Source organism: Cryobacterium arcticum (assembly GCF_001679725.1).
Taxonomy (GTDB): Bacteria; Actinomycetota; Actinomycetes; order Actinomycetales; family Microbacteriaceae; genus Cryobacterium; species Cryobacterium arcticum_A.
The window spans coordinates 3016302-3033137 of sequence record NZ_CP016282.1; the positions used below are offsets into that span (position 1 = coordinate 3016302).

15 protein-coding genes are annotated in these 16836 nt (G+C 69.2%); 3 read left to right on the forward strand and 12 right to left on the reverse strand.

The genetic code is table 11. From position 1 onward, the window contains the following. Positions 1–195: 195 nt before the first annotated feature. Entirely contained in the window at positions 196–2046 is a 1851-nt protein-coding gene (locus PA27867_RS13610; RefSeq protein ID WP_066597191.1) for a thioredoxin domain-containing protein, read from the reverse strand. Between the two features lie 338 nt (positions 2047–2384). On the opposite strand from PA27867_RS13610, the gene PA27867_RS13615 reads away from it, so the two are divergent. Then, positions 2385–3095, forward strand: a complete 711-nt coding sequence (locus tag PA27867_RS13615; RefSeq protein WP_066597192.1) for a hypothetical protein — start codon at positions 2385–2387, stop codon at positions 3093–3095. A gap of 30 nt (positions 3096–3125) precedes the next feature. Here the strand turns inward: PA27867_RS13615 and pnuC are convergent, their stop codons facing one another. From pnuC to PA27867_RS13650, 7 genes are all read right to left on the reverse strand, one after another. Continuing rightward, entirely contained in the window at positions 3126–3794 is a 669-nt protein-coding gene (pnuC, locus tag PA27867_RS13620; RefSeq protein WP_066597193.1) for a nicotinamide riboside transporter PnuC, read from the reverse strand. Between the two features lie 80 nt (positions 3795–3874). Beyond that, positions 3875–4456 carry an FMN reductase gene (gene msuE / locus PA27867_RS13625; RefSeq protein WP_066597195.1) on the reverse strand — a complete coding sequence of 194 codons (582 nt, stop codon included), beginning with the start codon at positions 4454–4456 and terminating at the stop codon, positions 3875–3877. A 140-nt stretch (positions 4457–4596) separates the two neighbouring features. Further along, entirely contained in the window at positions 4597–5430 is an 834-nt protein-coding gene (locus tag PA27867_RS13630) for an aldo/keto reductase (RefSeq protein WP_066597197.1), read from the reverse strand. Between the two features lie 161 nt (positions 5431–5591). Beyond that, complete coding sequence (locus PA27867_RS13635) at positions 5592–6419, reverse strand: ABC transporter permease (protein WP_236900712.1); 828 nt, start codon at positions 6417–6419, stop codon at positions 5592–5594. Further along, entirely contained in the window at positions 6416–7405 is a 990-nt protein-coding gene (locus tag PA27867_RS13640; protein WP_084021154.1) for an ABC transporter ATP-binding protein, read from the reverse strand. Before PA27867_RS13640 ends, PA27867_RS13635 begins: the two co-directional genes overlap by 4 nt. After that, positions 7402–7698, reverse strand: a complete 297-nt coding sequence (locus PA27867_RS13645; protein WP_066597199.1) for a transcriptional regulator — start codon at positions 7696–7698, stop codon at positions 7402–7404. Before PA27867_RS13645 ends, PA27867_RS13640 begins: the two co-directional genes overlap by 4 nt. Continuing rightward, positions 7698–8354 carry a hypothetical protein gene (locus PA27867_RS13650; protein ID WP_066597200.1) on the reverse strand — a complete coding sequence of 219 codons (657 nt, stop codon included), beginning with the start codon at positions 8352–8354 and terminating at the stop codon, positions 7698–7700. The genes PA27867_RS13645 and PA27867_RS13650 overlap by 1 nt, the downstream gene beginning before the upstream one ends. An 86-nt stretch (positions 8355–8440) precedes the next feature. On the opposite strand from PA27867_RS13650, the gene hrpA reads away from it, so the two are divergent. Then, the gene (hrpA, locus tag PA27867_RS13655) at positions 8441–12451 is read left to right on the forward strand and encodes an ATP-dependent RNA helicase HrpA (RefSeq protein WP_066597201.1); all 4011 of its coding nucleotides are present in this window, start codon (positions 8441–8443) and stop codon (positions 12449–12451) included. 398 nt (positions 12452–12849) lie between these two features. Here the strand turns inward: hrpA and PA27867_RS13660 are convergent, their stop codons facing one another. Then, positions 12850–13326: a MarR family winged helix-turn-helix transcriptional regulator gene (locus tag PA27867_RS13660; protein WP_066597202.1), complete on the reverse strand. Its 477-nt coding sequence runs from the start codon at positions 13324–13326 to the stop codon at positions 12850–12852. Positions 13327–13448: 122 nt separating this feature from the next. Here PA27867_RS13660 and PA27867_RS13665 point away from each other — a divergent pair, with 122 nt between their 5' ends. Next, the gene (locus tag PA27867_RS13665; RefSeq protein ID WP_066597204.1) at positions 13449–13826 is read left to right on the forward strand and encodes a DoxX family protein; all 378 of its coding nucleotides are present in this window, start codon (positions 13449–13451) and stop codon (positions 13824–13826) included. 115 nt (positions 13827–13941) lie between these two features. On the opposite strand, the gene PA27867_RS13670 is transcribed toward PA27867_RS13665, so the two are convergent. From PA27867_RS13670 to PA27867_RS13680, 3 genes are read right to left on the reverse strand one after another with little or no spacing between them, the layout of a single operon-like run. Continuing rightward, positions 13942–14694: an amino acid ABC transporter ATP-binding protein gene (locus PA27867_RS13670; protein WP_066599952.1), complete on the reverse strand. Its 753-nt coding sequence runs from the start codon at positions 14692–14694 to the stop codon at positions 13942–13944. A gap of 38 nt (positions 14695–14732) precedes the next feature. Next, positions 14733–15767, reverse strand: a complete 1035-nt coding sequence (locus tag PA27867_RS13675; RefSeq protein WP_084021156.1) for an amino acid ABC transporter permease — start codon at positions 15765–15767, stop codon at positions 14733–14735. A gap of 3 nt (positions 15768–15770) precedes the next feature. Next, positions 15771–16667, reverse strand: coding sequence for an ABC transporter substrate-binding protein (locus tag PA27867_RS13680; RefSeq protein ID WP_066597206.1), 897 nt, complete (start codon positions 16665–16667; stop codon positions 15771–15773). Between the last annotated feature and the right edge of the window lie 169 nt (positions 16668–16836).

The window sequence follows — 16836 nt, forward strand, 5'->3', positions numbered from 1 at the left end:
GAGGGATCCGTTGGGCGGGCATCCATGCGCCAGGCCCCGGAATGTGCGCCCGGGTTTCCCGGGCATCCCCCGCACCGCACCAGGCCGGGCATCGAGCCCGCCGGAAACAGTGTCGTAAGACCTAGTGTACGTCCTGCTCGCCGTCCCCTCGCGACCCGCGCCGGACCGGGGCTGCGGGCGGCCCGACGAGGCCGGTCAGACCAGGTCTGCGGCCTCCGTGACAGGCAGCCGGCAAACGAATTCCCGGCACTGGTAGGCGGTGGGCACGCCGTCGCGGATGCCGCGATCGGCGAACAGCTCGAACCCGGCCGCCGCCCAGTCGCGCCCCTGCTTCTCGGTGACCACGGCCACGAGGCCGCTCCGGCGCCGGGCCGCGTCGACCAGGTCGCCGCGCGAGGTGGCGCCGGCCGCCGTGCTGTCCGGGGTCACCACCACGAGCTGCCGCACGGACGAGGTGAGCGCGTTGACCAGGCGCAGGGCGGCACCGAACGCGAGCGGGTTGAGACTGCCCGCCCCCACCAGGCGCACCATGGCCGCGGTGGCCGCCTGGTGATACCGGGCCGCCCCGGTGAGCAGGTACAGCCGCCAGGCCGCGGCCGCGATGGCGCTGAGCCCGGACGGGTAGGCGCCCTCGGAGGGGTCGGTCGCCAGGTCGAGGCCGTGGCCGGTGAGCACCGGGTCGGCGCCCTCCGGCGCGACGAAGACCACCGACGTGCGGTCGGGCAGGGTGCGGTCAACCAGTTCGCGCGCCGCGACCGCGTAGCTCACCTCGCCGGTGGCCGTCGCGAGGTCGAGCAGACCGGCCGCGAGCATCCCGTAGTCCTCGAGCGTGGCCACGGCGCTCGAGAGTCGGCCGTCGATGGATGCGCGCACCAGCGCGCCGTCCTCCCGCCGGTGCAGTTGCAGCAGCCGGTCCGCCGCCCGGCGGGCGAGGGTGAGAGCGGTGTCGTCGTCGAAGGCCGCCCCGGCGAGCGCGAGCGCACCGATCGCGAGGCCGTTCCAGCCGGTGAGCATCTTGGTGTCGAGGGCCGGCGGCACCTGCTCGTGCCGGCTGTCCTCGTCGAGCGCGTAGTAGCCGCCCTCCACGCGCACGCCGTCCACGGTGCTCTCCGAGTCCTGTGCGCTGGCGAAACCGCCGTCGGGCAGTTGCAGCACCTCGCCGAGGAACCGCACCAGTCCCTCGCTCACCAGCCGGGCCCACGCTTCGCCGGTGTGCATCCAGGCCCGGGTGTACAGCTCGAGCAGCTGGGCGTTGTCGTAGAGCATCCGTTCGTAGTGCGGCTCGCTCCAGTCCCGGTTGACGGCGTAGCGGAAGAACCCGCCTTCGACGGAGTCGCGGAGGGGGGTGGCGCCCAGCCGCTTGAGGGTGCGCAGGGCAAGGTCGCGCCCGTCGGCGCGGTCCAGCAGCAGCGCCAGGGTGGGTGAGGCCGGAAACTTGGGGGCACCGCCGAAGCCGCCGTAGACCGGGTCCTCGGCGGTGGCGAGCAGGTCGACGCTCTCGGCGAGCCGGTCCTGGCCGGGCAGCTCTCCGACGCCCGGGTCGGGCGCGGCCTGGGCGAGGGCCTCGGTGAGTCCGGCGGCGCTTTCTTCCACGGCGTCGCGGCGGGTGGTCCAGGCATCCGTCACGGCGGCGAGCACCTCGCGAAAGGCCGGGTGCCCGGGCATCGGCGCGGGCGGTGAATAGGTGCCGGCGTAGAACGGCCGGCCGGCCGGGGTGACGAACACGTTCAACGGCCAACCGAGGTTCTGGGTGAAGGCTCCGGCGGCCGCGAGGTAGCTGGCGTCCACGTCGGGGTGCTCCTCGCGGTCCACCTTGATGCTCACGAAGTTCTCGTTGAGGTAGGCGGCGATCGCAGGATCGCTGAAGCTCTCGCGGGCCATGACGTGGCACCAGTGGCAGGTGGAGTAGCCGATGCTCACGAGCACGGGCACATCGCGGGCCCGGGCCTCGTCGAACGCGGCCGCGCTCCAGGGTTGCCAGTCCACCGGGTTCTCGGCGTGTGAACGAAGATATGGGCTGATGGCGTCGGCGAGGCGGTTCGTCATGCCTCCATTGTGACTCCGCTGCCTCCGCGCCCGCTGGTCGTGCCGCTGGTCGTGGCGTGGTTCGTGGCTCTGTCCGCGGGTGCCGCCCACCCGCGAGTTGCCGCATATCGCCCCTTCGCGGCGCCCGAAGGGGCACTGCGCCGCAAGCGGATGCTGCGTGCGCGCGGATTCGCGCCCCGGAAGCGGGCCGCAGAAGAGGCTTGCCGCGCCGGATTGCTGCTGTGAGACTTGGAGGGAGGGAGGGGCGCGATGGAGATCTGGGCACGGGTTCCGGGCAGCGACACGAATTCCCGTGCGCACTCGCGGCGTGGCGGCGCTGACCGGATCGAGTGCCGTCCATGATGACCCTCGCCGAAGCCGCGGCGCTACTCGAGGTCGCGGTCGATGCGCATCCCGAGCAGGTGGAACGCGCCTACCGCTTCCAAGCGCAGCGGTCGCACCCGGATCGGATGACCTCGGCCAGCCCGGCGGAGTTGGCCGCAGCCGCCGCCCGGTTCGACAGGTTCACCCAGGCACGCGCGCTGCTGCGCGAGGCCGACGCCGAGCGGATGCGCCCCTCCCCCGCCGACGCACAGCCGCGGCAGCCCGCGGCCTCGGGCGCATCCGCTGCACCGGGCCGAAACTCGGCCGACAGCTCCGCTTGGGCGGATCCGAACTGGGCGGCCGACGAGCCTTACGAACCTGCGCTGCCCGCCGGGCCGTGGCTGTTCTGGGTGTGGACGGGCCTGTTCGGGCTTGCGGCCGCGATCTCGTACCTGGGCGGGCCGCTGCCGCAATCAGCGGCCGACCTCTGGCTGCGGGTGGTGCCGCTCGGCCTGGCCAGCGTGGCCTTCGCTCGCACCGGCCGGCCGGTGTTCCTCGTGGGAGTCCTGGTGTTCGGGGCCGCGACGGCGGTGCTCACGGTGCTGTTCGCGTCGTTCGGTCCGCTCGTGACGCTGCAGCTGCTCATCGCGCCCGTGCTGGGGCTCGTGGCCCTCGGCCGGCCCAAGCAGCTGCGCCGCCGTCTCGGCCCGGTCTCGCCGGCTCCCCCGCCGCGTCCGGTCGGCTGAGCGGCTGGGGCCTGCGTGAGACCGCCGTGGTCAGAGCGGCGCGACCTCGAGAAGCATTTGCCGGCGGCGTTGCACCCGGGTCCAGATCACGAAACCGGTGATGGTGAACGCGCCGTAGAACAGGTAGAGCACGGCCGAGGCGTAGTAGCCGGCGCTGATCAGCAGCGGCACCCCCACGATGTCGACCGCCACCCAGATCAGCCAGAATTCGGTCCAGCCACGGGCCATGCCGTAGGTGGCCAGCAGCGACCCGGTGAAGATCCAGGCATCCGCCCAGACGGGTTCGAACGACCCGAGGGCCCGGAAGATCGGCGTGAGCACGAGGGTGCCGGCGACCAGGCCCAGACCCAGGCCGATGCGCGCCCGGGCGCCGGCCCAGTGCGGCGCGACGGCGGCCGTGCCGGTGGAACGGCTGCGCGACCACTGCACCCAGCCGTAGACCGATACCACGATGAACATGACCTGCCGGCCGGCCTGGCCGAGCAGGTTCACCGGGTTGGGCGTGCCGAACACCGCGCCGAGGAACACCGTGAAGAGCAACGCGTTACCGACGATGCCCACGGGCCAGGCCCAGAGCTTGCGGCGCATGCCGCCGACGGCGCTGGCAATGCCGAAGACATTGCCGATGATCTCCCGCCAGAGGATGGTCTGGGTGCCGATCTGCAGTTGGGCGTCGAACAGCCAGGTGATCAGGGACACAACATACTTCTCTCCCGGATGGCTGGCATCCGTGCACGTCCCAATGTAAGGCGCGGAGGCGGGCGCCTATTCCCCGGGCGTCACCAGACTATGGCGGCGGAGTCCGCGGAGAGCACGGCGGGCAGGCTCGCGCGCACCAGCGGCAGCCCCCGCCGGATGGCCTGGTCGATGCGCTCGCTCAGCTCGATGTTGGTCACCTCGTAGTTGGTGAAGTCGGCGTCCTTGGCGTAGACCCCGATCGGCAGAGTGAGCGCCTGGAAGAAGCTGAACAGGGGCCGGAACTGGTGCTCGAGGATGAGCGCGTGCCGGTCGCTACCGCCGGTTGCGGCCAGCAGCACGGGCTTGTCGACGAGCGAGTACTGGTCGACGAAGTCGAAGACGTGCTTGAACAGGCCCGTGAACGAGGCCCGGTACACCGGCGACGCCACGATGAGCAGGTCGGCACCCTCGATGCGCACGAGGTCCGCTTCGGCCGCGGCGGAGAGCTCGTCACGGCGCAGCGCCCCGGAGAACTCGCGGCCCACCTGGCTGAGCTCGATCAGGTGCACGTCGATCGACAGCTCGCGCTCCAGCGCGGCAAGGATCGCCCGCACCAGCGCGGTGGTCTTGGAGGGCGAGTGCAGGCTGCCGGAGACAGCGACGACGTTCAGGGTGTACGACATGCTTCGACGCTAAGTGCGCGCCACGGATGCCGCCACCCGCGCCGACACACGGCGTAAGACGGCGGATGCCGCCCGCTCGGAAACGGCCCCTTCCGGCATGCGGAAGGGGCCGTTAGCGGCAAGTCACGAGCCGGGTGGGGCTAGTTGACGTCGTTGGGGTGCGAGCCGACCCGGCCGCCCCGCTCGAGGGCCGTGATGGTGGCGAGCTCGGTGTGGCTGAGCTCGAAGTCGAACACGTCGAAGTTCTCGATCATGCGCTCGCGGCGGTTCGACTTGGGGAAGACGATGTTGCCGGTCTGCAGGTGCCAGCGGATGATGACCTGCGCCGGGGTCTTGCCGTGCGCCTCGGCCGCGGCGGTGACCACGCCCTCCTCGAGCAACGGGTACTTGCCCTGGCCGAGCGGGCCCCAGGCCTCGATGTGGATGCCGTTGGCGCGGGCGAACTCGGTGAGCTCGGCCTGCTGGAGCGCAGGGTGCAGCTCGATCTGGTTGACCGCCGGCACCACATCCGTTTCACTGAGCAGGCGCTCCAGCTGCGGCACCAGGAAGTTCGAAACACCGATGGAGCGGGCACGGCCGGACTCGCGGATCTTCTCGAGGGTCTTCCAGCTCTCGACGAACTTGTCGTTCGCGGGAGCGGGCCAGTGGATGAGGTAGAGGTCGACGTAATCCAGGCCGAGCTTTTCCAGGCTCTCGTCGAACGCATCCAGCGCCGACTGGGTGCCCTGCTTGTCGTTCCAGAGCTTCGTGGTGATGAACAGCTCGGAGCGGTCGATGTTGGAGGAGGCCAGTGCCTGGCCCACGCCCTCCTCGTTGCCGTAGATGGCGGCGGTGTCGATGTGGCGGTAGCCCACCTCGAGGGCGTCGGACACGATCCGGGTGGTCTCGGTCGGGTCGACCTTGAAGACCCCGAAACCGAGCTGCGGGATGGTGTGGCCGTCGTTCAGGGTGATGAGGGGTACAGAATTCGTCATCCAACGAGCCTACGGAGCGCGCGGCCGGGGCGCACGTCACGCACGCCGATAGCGTAATCCTGCCCATCGCCACGGCCCCACAATCCCAGGCTGGCCCACTTTTGCTAGTAAACCTGCCGTCTTGCTAGCGAAAATGGGCCAGTCATGAGAGCGGCACGGGGTCAGTGGTAGCGGCGGCCCTCGTCGCGGCGGAAGAGCAGCAGGGCCAGGGCGAACGTCGCCGCGGTCCAGACCAGGATGCCCACCCATACCCACGGCTCAAGCTCGCCGCCCTGCACGGCCCAGATCACGAACTCGCGGGCCTGCCGCGACGGCAGGAACTTCGACAGCGTGTCCAGCCAGTCCGCGAAGAGGTACGGCGGCAGGAACAGCCCACCCGCGAACGCCAGGCCGAACATGACGATCTGCACCACCGCGATCGCCGCCTTGGACGACATCGAGTAGCCGATCGAGATGCCGATGAACATGAACGGCAGCGCCGAGATTCCCAGCGCCACGATCCCCGCGAGAATGCCCAGGGCGGATGCCTCGGCGGCCGTGAACAACGCCCCGATCGCGATCACCGGGAGGATCGACACCAGGCCCATCAGCCCGGTCGAGCAGATCTGCCCGAGCACTCGGGAGATACCCGGCACCGGCAGCGTACGCAGGTACGGGTCCCAGGGCTGCTCCCGGTTGGCCGAGATGTTCAGGCCGAAGCTGAACAGCGAGTTCGACATCAGCGCGAACACACTCAGCGCGATCACCGCCTGGGTGGCGAACTCCGGATTGTCGGCCACGGTACGCTGCGGCACCACGAAGAACAGCAGCGACAGCCCGGGAAACACCAGCGACCCGATCAGGGCCGCCGGGATGCGGAAGGTCTCGACGAGGATGATCCGCGCGTGCACGAGCGTGAGGGCCAGGATGCCCGTGCGCCCGCCGAGAACCGGTCCGCGGCCGCCGGCGCCGGGTGCGGTGCCGGCCGGGGTGGGGGTGAGAGTGCTCATCGGTTCATCTCCTTCTGGGCGGTGCGGGTAGCCGGAGTGGTGCGGGCGGAGGCGGGCTCCGGCGACTCTGGGTCTGACGGCCGGGTCGGTTGCCCGGTGGCGGCATCCGTCGCCCCGGTGAGGGTGAGGAACGCCTCTTCGAGGGTGGCGCCGCGCACGGTGAGGTCGGAGAAGGGGATACCGGAGCGCACCAGCTCCACGATCAGCCGGTCACTGTCGTTGGCGTAGAACGTGGCGCTGCCGTTGTCGCCGAGGTCGCGGCCGACCACGCCGGGCAGTCCGCTCACCCGGTCGGGCTGGTCGGTCACCAGGCGCACCTGCCGCAGCGACACCTGGTTGATCACGGCGGTGACGGTGTCGTCGGCGATCACCCGGCCGTGCCCCATCACCACCACTCGTTCGGCGAGCGCCTCGATCTCCTCCAGGTAGTGGCTGGTCACCACCACGGTGGCGCCGCGGTCGTGCTGCCGGCGCACGGCGTCCCACAGGGTGCGGCGGGCATCCACGTCGAGCCCGGTGGTCGGTTCGTCGAGCAGCACCAGCCGCGGCTGGCCCACGAACGCGAGCGCCACGCTGAGCCGACGCTTCTGGCCACCCGAGAGCGCGCCGGTCTGGCGTTTGAGCAGGTCTCCCAGGCCGAATTCCTCGGCCACGGCCGCGGTGCTCAGCGGGTCGTCGAAGTGCCGGCCGACGAAGTCGATGACCTCGCCCACCCGCAGGGTCGGCGGCAGAGCGGTCTCCTGCGGGGTGCCGCCGAGCTTCTGGCGCATCCGGTAGTCGCCGGGCGAGCCGCCGAACAGGGTGACGGTACCCGAGCTCGGTTTGCGGAGCCCCTGCAGCATGGTGAGCACCGTGGACTTGCCGGCGCCGTTGGGCCCGAGCAGGCCCAGGATGCTGCCGGAGTGGATGTCGAGGGTGACGTCGTCGACGGCGAGCACCTCGCCGAAGCGGCGGGTGACGTGGTCGAGGCGGGCTAGAACTGTCATGCGGATTCTCCCAATAGGTCGCGCAGAGCTTCTCGGTAGTCTTCGAATGCGCGCCGGCCCGTGCGCGACAGGGCCAGGTACGTGGCCGGGGTGCGGCCCTGGTGCGACTTGATGACGTCAACATAGCCCGCGTCTTCAAGCTTGCGCAGGTGCGTGGACAGGTTGCCGGCGGTCATACCGAGCAGTTCCTGCAGGCGGGGGAAGGCGATCTGGTCGCCCACCTCGAGAGTGGCCAGGGTGGCGGTGATCTTGAGCCGGGCGGATGCGTGGATCACCGGGTCGAGTTCGTCCATCAGCGGTTCCGGCGTAGCCGCACGGCCATGACGGCGGCGACGACCAGGAAGGCCCCGCCGCCGGCGAGGGCGAAGACCAGGTCGTTGCCGGGCGACCCGGCGAACGGTGCGGCCGCGCCGACGGTGAGCATGATCAGGCCGAGGATGAGCTGGGATTTCTCCCGCCAGAGTGCCGCGCCGCCGAGGTAGATGGTTCCGCACATCAGCGCGAAGCCGGACGGGAAGTAGAGGTTGGCGAGGTCGGTGGACATGCCGTGGCTGATCAGTGCGGTGCCGAGCAGAGCGAACGCGGTGCCGCAGACCGACCAGGACAGCCCATAGACGGCGCCGGAGAAGCTGGAGACCCCGCGCACGCCCCGGTTGATCCGCATACCGATCACGGCGGAGGACACGATCGAGATCACCAGCAGCACGATGAACAGCGGTGTCGCCACCCCAGCCGGAATCGTGAACCAGGGGTTGCCGTCGGCGTCGCCCGACCAGAGGGCGAGGAAGCCGACCAACCAGGCGATGCCCCAGATGAAGTACAGCCAGACGACGGGCGCGATCTGCGCATCCGTCACCTGGCGCTGCTGCTTCTCGAGCAGTGCGAGCATCTCGCGCGGGTCGCCCAGGGGTTCGTCGAGGTCTACGGCGGGGGTTCTGGTGTCATCCATATGTACTTTGTAACACAAAGTACTTTGCGCGACAAGTGTCTGACTCGAAGTGGGGTATGCCCGCGAGGCAATAACATGGAGGGCTAATGATTCCCGTCAAGATCACCTTCCCGCCCGAGTTGCCGATCAGCCAGCGCCGCGACGACATCGCGCGCGCCATCCGCGACAACCAGGTCGTGATCGTGGCCGGGTCCACCGGCTCGGGCAAGACCACGCAGCTGCCCAAGATCTGCCTGGAGCTGGGCCGGGAGTCGATCGGGCACACCCAGCCGCGCCGGCTCGCCGCGCGCACGATCGCCGAGCGCATCGCCGAGGAACTCGGCCAGGAGGTCGGCGAGCTCGTCGGCTACCAGGTGCGCTTCACCGACCGCGTCGGCGCCGACACCCGCATCAAACTGATGACCGACGGCATCCTGCTCAACGAGATCCACCGCGACCGGATGCTGCGCAAGTACGACACCATCATCATCGACGAGGCCCACGAGCGCAGCCTCAACATCGACTTCCTGCTCGGCTACCTGCAGCAGCTGCTCCCCCAGCGGCCCGACCTCAAGCTCATCATCACGTCGGCCACCATCGACCCGGCCAGCTTCGCCAAGCATTTCGCGGCGGCCGACGGCACCCCGGCGCCCATCATCGAGGTCTCCGGCCGCACCTACCCGGTCGAGATCCGCTACCGCCCGCTCGTGGCCGAGGCACCGATCGACGACGACGACGACATCTCGGATGCCGCGCCCAGCGTGGACCGCGACTACATCGAGGGCATCTCCGCCGCGCTCGACGAGCTCGAGCGGGAGTCCAACGGCGACGTTCTGGTGTTCCTCTCCGGCGAGACCGAGATCCGCGACGCGGCCGACGCCCTGCAGGGCAAATTCGCCGGCGGTGACCGCACCAGCCCCACCGAGGTGCTGCCGCTCTACGGCCGGCTCTCCTCCGCCGACCAGCACCGGGTGTTCCAGCCCTCCACCGTGGCCGGGGTGCGCCGCCGCATCATCCTCGCCACCAACGTGGCCGAGACCAGCCTCACCGTGCCGGGCATCCGTTACGTCATCGACGCCGGCACCGCCCGCATCAGCCGCTACAGCGTGCGCTCGAAGGTGCAGCGACTGCCGATCGAGGCCATCGCCCAAGCGTCCGCCAACCAGCGCTCGGGCCGCTCCGGCCGCACCAGCGACGGCATCGCCATCCGCCTGTACAGCGAAGAAGACTTCACCCGCCGCCCCGAGTACACCGAGCCGGAGATCCTGCGCACCAACCTCGCCGCGGTGATCCTGCAGATGATCTCGCTGGGCCTGGGCGACATCGCCCAGTTCCCGTTCCTCACCCCGCCGGACTCCCGCAACATCAAGGACGGCCTCGACCTGCTCACCGAGCTCGGCGCCGTCAAGGCCGTTGTCGCACCCACCGGCACGCCCACCGAAGACCCGAGCCAGGCCGGCGGCCGGTCCAGCAGTGACGGCGGGCGCGGGCGCGGCGGCCGTGACGGCGGCTCACGTGGCGGCGGGCGGATGGCCGTGACGGCCGGCACCCACAGTCTCACCCGGGTGGGGCAGCAGCTCGCCCAGCTGCCCATCGACCCCCGGTTCGGCCGCATGGTGATCGAGTCCAAGGTGCAGGGCACCAGCCGCGAGGTGATGGCCATCGTGGCCGGTCTCACCATCCAGGACGTGCGCGAGCGCCCGCTCGAACGCCGAGGCTCCGCCGACGAGAAGCACGCCAGGTTCGCGGACCCCACCAGCGATTTCCTCTCGCTGCTGAACCTCTGGAACTATCTCGAGACGCAACAGAAGGAGCTCGGCTCCAGCGCCTTTAGGCGGCTGTGCAAAAACGAGTACCTCAACTACCTGCGGGTGCGCGAGTGGCAGGACGTCTACAAGCAGCTCCGCCAGCTGGCCAAGCCGCTCGGCCTGCACATCGGCGACCCGGCGGTGAACCCCGACGGCATCCACCGGTCGATGCTCTCCGGTTTGCTCTCGCACATCGGCCTGAAGGACGTGGCCAAGAAGGACTACATCGGCGCCCGGCAGCAGCGCTTCGTGCTGTTCCCCGGCTCCGCGCTGGCCAAGAAGCAGCCCAACGCCGTGATGAGTGCCGAACTGGTGGAGACCAGCCGGCTGTTCGCCCGGATGAACGCCGTCGTCGACCCGGCCTGGGCCGAACAGCTCGCCGGTGATCTCTGCAAGCGGTCGTATTCCGAGCCGCACTGGGAGAAGAAGCAGGGCGCCGTTGTCGCCTACGAGCGGGTCACCCTCTACGGCGTGCCGATCGTGCCGCGCCGCCGGGTGCAGTTCTCCCGGGTCGACCCGGCCTACGCGCGTGAGCTGTTCATCCGGCACGCCCTCGTCGACGGCGAGTGGGACCTCGACCGGGTCGACCAGCGGGTCACCGCGTTCGACCGCGCCAACACGGCGCTCCGCAAGGAGCTGGCCGAGCTCGAGGAGCGCACCCGGCGCCGCGACATCCTCTTCGACGACGAGGCCGTCTTCGAGTTCTACCACCGGCGCATCCCGGCCGAGGTGCACAGCACCCGCACCTTCGAGACCTGGTGGCGTGTCGCCCGCGCCCAGACGCCCGACCTGCTCACCATGACCGCCGAGGCGCTCGTGCCCGAGGATGCGCCGGAGATCGACGAGGCGCTCTTCCCGCCGTCCTGGCAGCAGCGCGACCAGCGCTTCGCTCTGAGCTACCGGTTCGAACCGGGCGCGGAGGATGACGGCGTGACCGTGCAGGTGCCGCTGGCCCTTTTGGCCAGGGTCTCCCCCACCGGCTTCGATTGGCAGGTGCCGGGCCTCCGCGCAGACCTGGTCACCTCGTTGATCAAGTCGCTGCCCAAGGCCATCCGCCGGAACGTCGTGCCCGCCGCCGACTGGGCCGTGCGCCTGCTCGCCGAGCTGCCCCCGGCCCCCGGTGTCGTGGGAGGCTCGCTGGTTGAGCCTGTCGAAACCTCGCAAGGTGCCTCGAATCGCACCAACACTCACGGCGACACGACCGACCCCTCCTTCGCCGAAACCCTCGCCGCGCTCATCCAGCGCCTCACCTACGTGCCCGTCAGCGTGCGCGACTTCGACCTCTCCCGGGTGCCCGCGCACCTGCGCATGACGTTCCGGGTCGTCGACGAGCGCGGCAAGAGCGTCGCCAGTGGCAAGGACCTCGGTGAGCTGCAGCGGCGCCTGGGCAACAAGGTGCGCGAGTCCGTCGCCAAGGCCTCCGCCGCCGTGCCGACGAACGCGATCGAGCGCTCGGGCCTGACCACCTGGGATTTCGTCGAGCTGCCCCGCTTCATCGACACCAAGCAGGGTGACAACACCATCCGGGGCTACCCCACCCTGATCGACGACGGCACGTCGGTGAGCATCCGCATGATGAGCACCGTCGACGAGCAGGCCCGTACGCTGCCAGGCGGCGTGCGCCGGCTGCTGCTGCTGGCGACCCCGTCGCCGGTGGCGTACGTGCAGCAGCACCTCAAGGGCGGCGAGAAGCTCTCGCTAGCCACCAGCCCGTACCGCTCCACCCAGGCCCTGTTCGACGACTGCCTCGCGGCCGCCGTCGACGACGTGCTCTACCGGGTGCGGCCCGACGGTCAGGTGTTCATGAAGGCCGAGTTCGACAGCATCCGCGACCGCGTCTCCGGCGTGGTGATGGACTCGATGTTCGAGACCGTCGGCCTCGTCGCCCGCATCCTCACCGCGTCCCGCGCCGCGGACAAGGCGCTCAAAGCCTCCACGAGCATGGCCCTGCTCGCCGCCCTCACGGATGCCCGCGAACAGCTGAACGGGCTGGTCTACCCCGGTTTTGTCAGCGCCACCGGTCTCGCCCAACTGCGGCACCTGCCGCGCTATCTCGGCGGCATCAGCGCGCGCATCGACAAGCTCCTCGACAACCCCAACCGGGACCGCGTGTGGATGAACGAGGTGCAATCCGCCACGGCGCGCTTCACCGACGCCGGTGGGCGCATCCCGCTGCCGGAGACCGCGGCGCCGAACCTGGTGCGGGCCCGCTGGATGATCGAGGAACTGCGCATCAGTCTCTTCGCCCAGGAGCTGCGCGCCGCCGAGTCCGTCTCCCTGCAGCGCATCCAGAAGGTCCTCGCCTCGTAGCGTCGCCTCGCGAAGTGTCACCCCGACAGCGTCAGTACGGCGCTCGACGAGCTCGACCAGCGAGTGGGCGCGATTTGAGGCACCTTGCGGGGTCTCGACAAGCTCGACCGACGAAATGGTCGCGACCCACACGCTGGTCGAGCTTGTCGAGACCCCGCGAAATACCCGCCGTCGCAACCCACACGCTGGTCGAGCTTGTCGAGACCCCGCGAAATACCCGCCGTCGCGACCCACACGCTGGTCGAGCTTGTCGAGACCCGGCGACCCTGCCCGCGTTCAGAGGCCGGCCCACGGGATCACTTCGACAAGCTCAGTACAGCGCTCGACTAGCTCGATCAACGATTGGTCGCGACCCACACGCTGGTCGAGCTTGTCGAGACCCGGTGACCCTGTCTGGGTTAGGGGGCCCCGTCGCAGGCGTCGGAGTCGTCGGGGTGCTCGAGGGCTCGCGCCACCTCCGTGAGCGAGGCCACCTGGGCGGGCGTGAGGCGGTCGAAGATGAGCCTCCGCACCTGGGCCACGTGACCGGGCGCCGCGGCCACCAGCTTGGACAAGCCCGACTCGGTGAGGGTCGCGATCACGGCCCGCCGATCATCCGGCGCCATCTCGCGGGTCACGTACCCCGCGGCCTCCAGCCGGGCCACGATGCGCGACAGCCGTGACTGTGACGTGCTGGCGGATGTCGCGAGCTCGCTCATACGCATGCAGTGGTCGTCCCGCTCCGAGAGCATCACGAGCACCATGTAGTCCGCCATGGCCAGCCCGGCGTCCCGCTGCAACTGTGATTCGAGCCCGGCCGGCAGCCGGAACAGCACCTCGGCCAGAGCCATCCAGGCGTCGTGCTCCATGGGGGTCAGCCACACCGGTTCAGCCATGACCCCAGCCTACCGAAAATTAGTTGACACAGAAAGTAGTTCGCGCTAACTTATTTGACGCGTCAACTAATTCGGATGCAATCACCTCGGCCCCGACCCGGCCACCACCCCAGGAGTCCCCCATGAACATCGCCATCTGGATCATCACCGGTCTGCTCGCCCTCGCCTTCATCGGCGCCGGCATCATGAAGGTCGCCCAGCCGCGCGCCAAGCTCGCCGCCAGCGGCATGGCTTGGACCAACGACTACTCGGATGCCGGCGTCAAGCTCGTCGGCCTCGCCGAACTGCTCGGCGGCCTGGGCCTGATCCTGCCCGCGGTCACCGGCATCGCCCCGATCCTGGTGCCCATCGCCGCGGCCGCCCTCACCGTGATCATGATCGGCGCGGTCGTCTGGCACGTGCGCGCCGGCGACGGCGCCAAGGAGACCATGCCCAGCGTGATCCTCGGCATCCTGGCCCTCGTCGTGGCCATCACCCGCTTCGGCCCCTGGGCGTTCTAAGCCCACACCGTCCTGCGTGGGCCACACCGACAAAATAGGAAATAGCGACCAAAAAAGGACGAAATCCCAGATTTCGTCCTTTTTTGCCGCCTTTTTCCTTGGTTGCGGTCGTTACTCAGAGCACCTTGGAGAGGAACGCCTGGGTGCGGGCGTGCCGCGGGTTCGCCAGGACCTCCGAGGGGAGGCCTGACTCGACGACGACGCCGGCATCCATGAACACCAGGGAGTCGGCGACCTCGCGCGCGAAGCCCATCTCGTGCGTGACCACGATCATGGTCATGCCCTCCTTGGCCAGGCCCTTCATCACGTCGAGCACCTCGCCGACGAGTTCGGGGTCGAGCGCACTGGTGGGCTCGTCGAAGAGCATCAGCTTGGGCTCCATCGCGAGTGCCCGGGCGATCGCCACACGCTGCTGCTGGCCACCGGAGAGGTGCGCCGGGTAGTAGTCGGCCCGGTCGGCCAGTCCCACCCGGGCCAGCAGCTCGCGCGCGCTCGACTCGACCTTCGCCTTGGGCAGGCCCTTGACGCGCATCGGCGCCTCCATGACGTTCTGCAGCGCGGTCATGTGCGGGAACAGGTTGAACCGCTGGAACACCATGCCGATGTCCCGGCGCTGCTTCGCGGCTTCCTTCGGCGCCATCTCGTACAGCTTGCCATTGGCCTCGCGGTAGCCGATCAGCTCACCGTCCACACTCAGCCGCCCGGCCGACAGCACCTCGAGGTGGTTGATACAGCGCAGGAACGTGGACTTGCCCGAGCCCGAGGGCCCGACCAGGCACATGACCTCGCCGCGCTTGACCTCGAGCGTGATGCCCTTGAGCACTTCGTGCGAGCCGAAGCTCTTGGTCACCTGCTCGGCCAGCACCATCGGCACGTCGGATGCGACGCCCCCCACTGTCGTGTCGCTCATCGTGCTCCCCCGTCGCCGGGCGCACCCGGATTGTCGGTCTTCGGCGGCGCGATCACGGTCGGCTGGCCCGCGCCCACCACGGGCACCACGCCCGTGATGACGCCGGTGCCGGTGCCCACGTCGTTCTTGTCGGTCTGCCGGTCCCCCACCCCACGGGAGAACCGCTTCTCCAGGAAGTACTGGCCCACCATGAGGATCGAGGTGAAGAACAGGTACCAGATCGACGCCACGATGAGCAGCGGGATCGGGTTGAAGGTCTCCGCCGAGATGTCCCGCGACCGGGTGAACAGCTCGAGACTGAACGGCACGGCCGTGACCAGCGAGGTCGTTTTCAGCATCGAGATCACCTCGTTGCCGGTCGGCGGGATGATCACCCGCATCGACTGCGGCAGGATGACCCGGGTCATCGTCTGCGACCAGCTCATGCCCAGGGCGACCGAGGCCTCTTCCTGGCCCTTGTCGACCGAGAGCAGTCCGGCACGCACGATCTCGGCCATGTACGCGGCCTCGTTCAGGGCCAGACCGATGACGGCCAACGTGAAGGTGTTCAACGCCGCATTGGTGCTGAACGAGATCCACGGCGTCATGAACGGCAGGCCGATGTCGATGCTCGTGTAGATCAGCGAGATCAGGCCCCAAATGGTCAGCTGCACGTACACCGGGGTGCCGCGGAAGATCCACAGGTAGAACCAGGCCACGCTCTTGACGACCGGGTTCGGCGAGAGCCGCATCACGGCCAGGATCACGCCGAGGATGATGGCGATCACCATCGAGAACACCGTCAGCTCGATCGTGACCAGCGCGGCCATCGAGATGCGTCGGTCGAAGAGGTACTTGCCCACCGACGGCCAGTCGTAGGCCGGGCGGAAGGCCGCATCCACGACGAACCACGCGAAGATCGCCACCAGGAGCACGGCGAATACGAGGCGCCATGGGTGTCGCAGCCGGATGGCCTTGATCGGCTCACTCGGTGTGGGTTCGCCACGCGGCGGGGTCGCCGCCGCGGGTTCGTTCACGTTCGTGGTGCTCACGGTTTAACCGTTCGCGGCCGCGTTGATCGTGATCTCGTCGATGCCGCCGTCCGCGACGCCCCACTGATCGAGGATCGCCGTGTAGCTGCCGTCGTCGACCATGGACTGCAGGGCGGCCTGGATGGCCTTCGAGAGCTCGGAGCCCTTGGCGACGACCATGCCGTACGGGGCCACGTCGAAGGTCTCACCGGCCAGCTGCAGCTTGTCGCCGGTCTGCGAGATGGCGTAGAGCGTGACCGGGGAGTCGGCGCTCAGCGCGTCGGCCTGGCCGAGCACGACGGCGTTGGTCGCGGCGTCCTGGGTGTCGAACTTGAGCTTCTCGATGGCGGGCTTGCCGGCGGCAACGCAGGCGTCGCTCTTGGCGGGTACCTCGTCGGTGTCCTCGTAGGTGGTGGCCTGCACGGCGACCTTCAGACCGCAGGCGTTGTTGGGGTCGACGTCCTTACCAGCCTGGGAAGCCCACTGGATGCCGGCGGTGTAGTAGTTGACGAAGTCGACCTGCTGCTCGCGCTCGACGGTATCGGTGAACGACGACGAGCCCATGTCGGCCTTGCCGCCGGAGACGCTCGGGATGATGTTGTCGAACTTGGCGACCTGGAACTCGGGCTCGAGACCGAGCTTGGCGGCGATGCCGCTGGCGATCTCGACGCCCCAGCCGATCGGCTCGCCGGCCTCGTTCTTGAACTCGTTGGGAGCGTAGGTCGGGTCGGTGCCGATGACGAGTTTGCCGGTGTCGGCGACCTCGGCGGGCACCAGCGCCGCCGCGGCCTCGTCCTTTGCGATGGCGGGGGCTGTGCTGGCGTCGGACCCGGATGTCGCGGGCGTCGAGTTGTCGACGCAGCCGGTGAGCATCAGGGCCGCAGCGGCGGCGAGGGCGGGGAGTACGTATCTAGCGCGCATGGCACGACCTTCTTCGTAGGGCGTCGAGGTTTCGATTCGACTGGACGGTACGACTGCAGTGAGCCTAATACACCCCTGCGCTGGGGGAACGGCTCGGCGATATCGGTTCGGGAACAGCCCAACGGACGCCCGCCAAGGCTACCGCGTCCCGCGGGGCCGGACTCCTGGG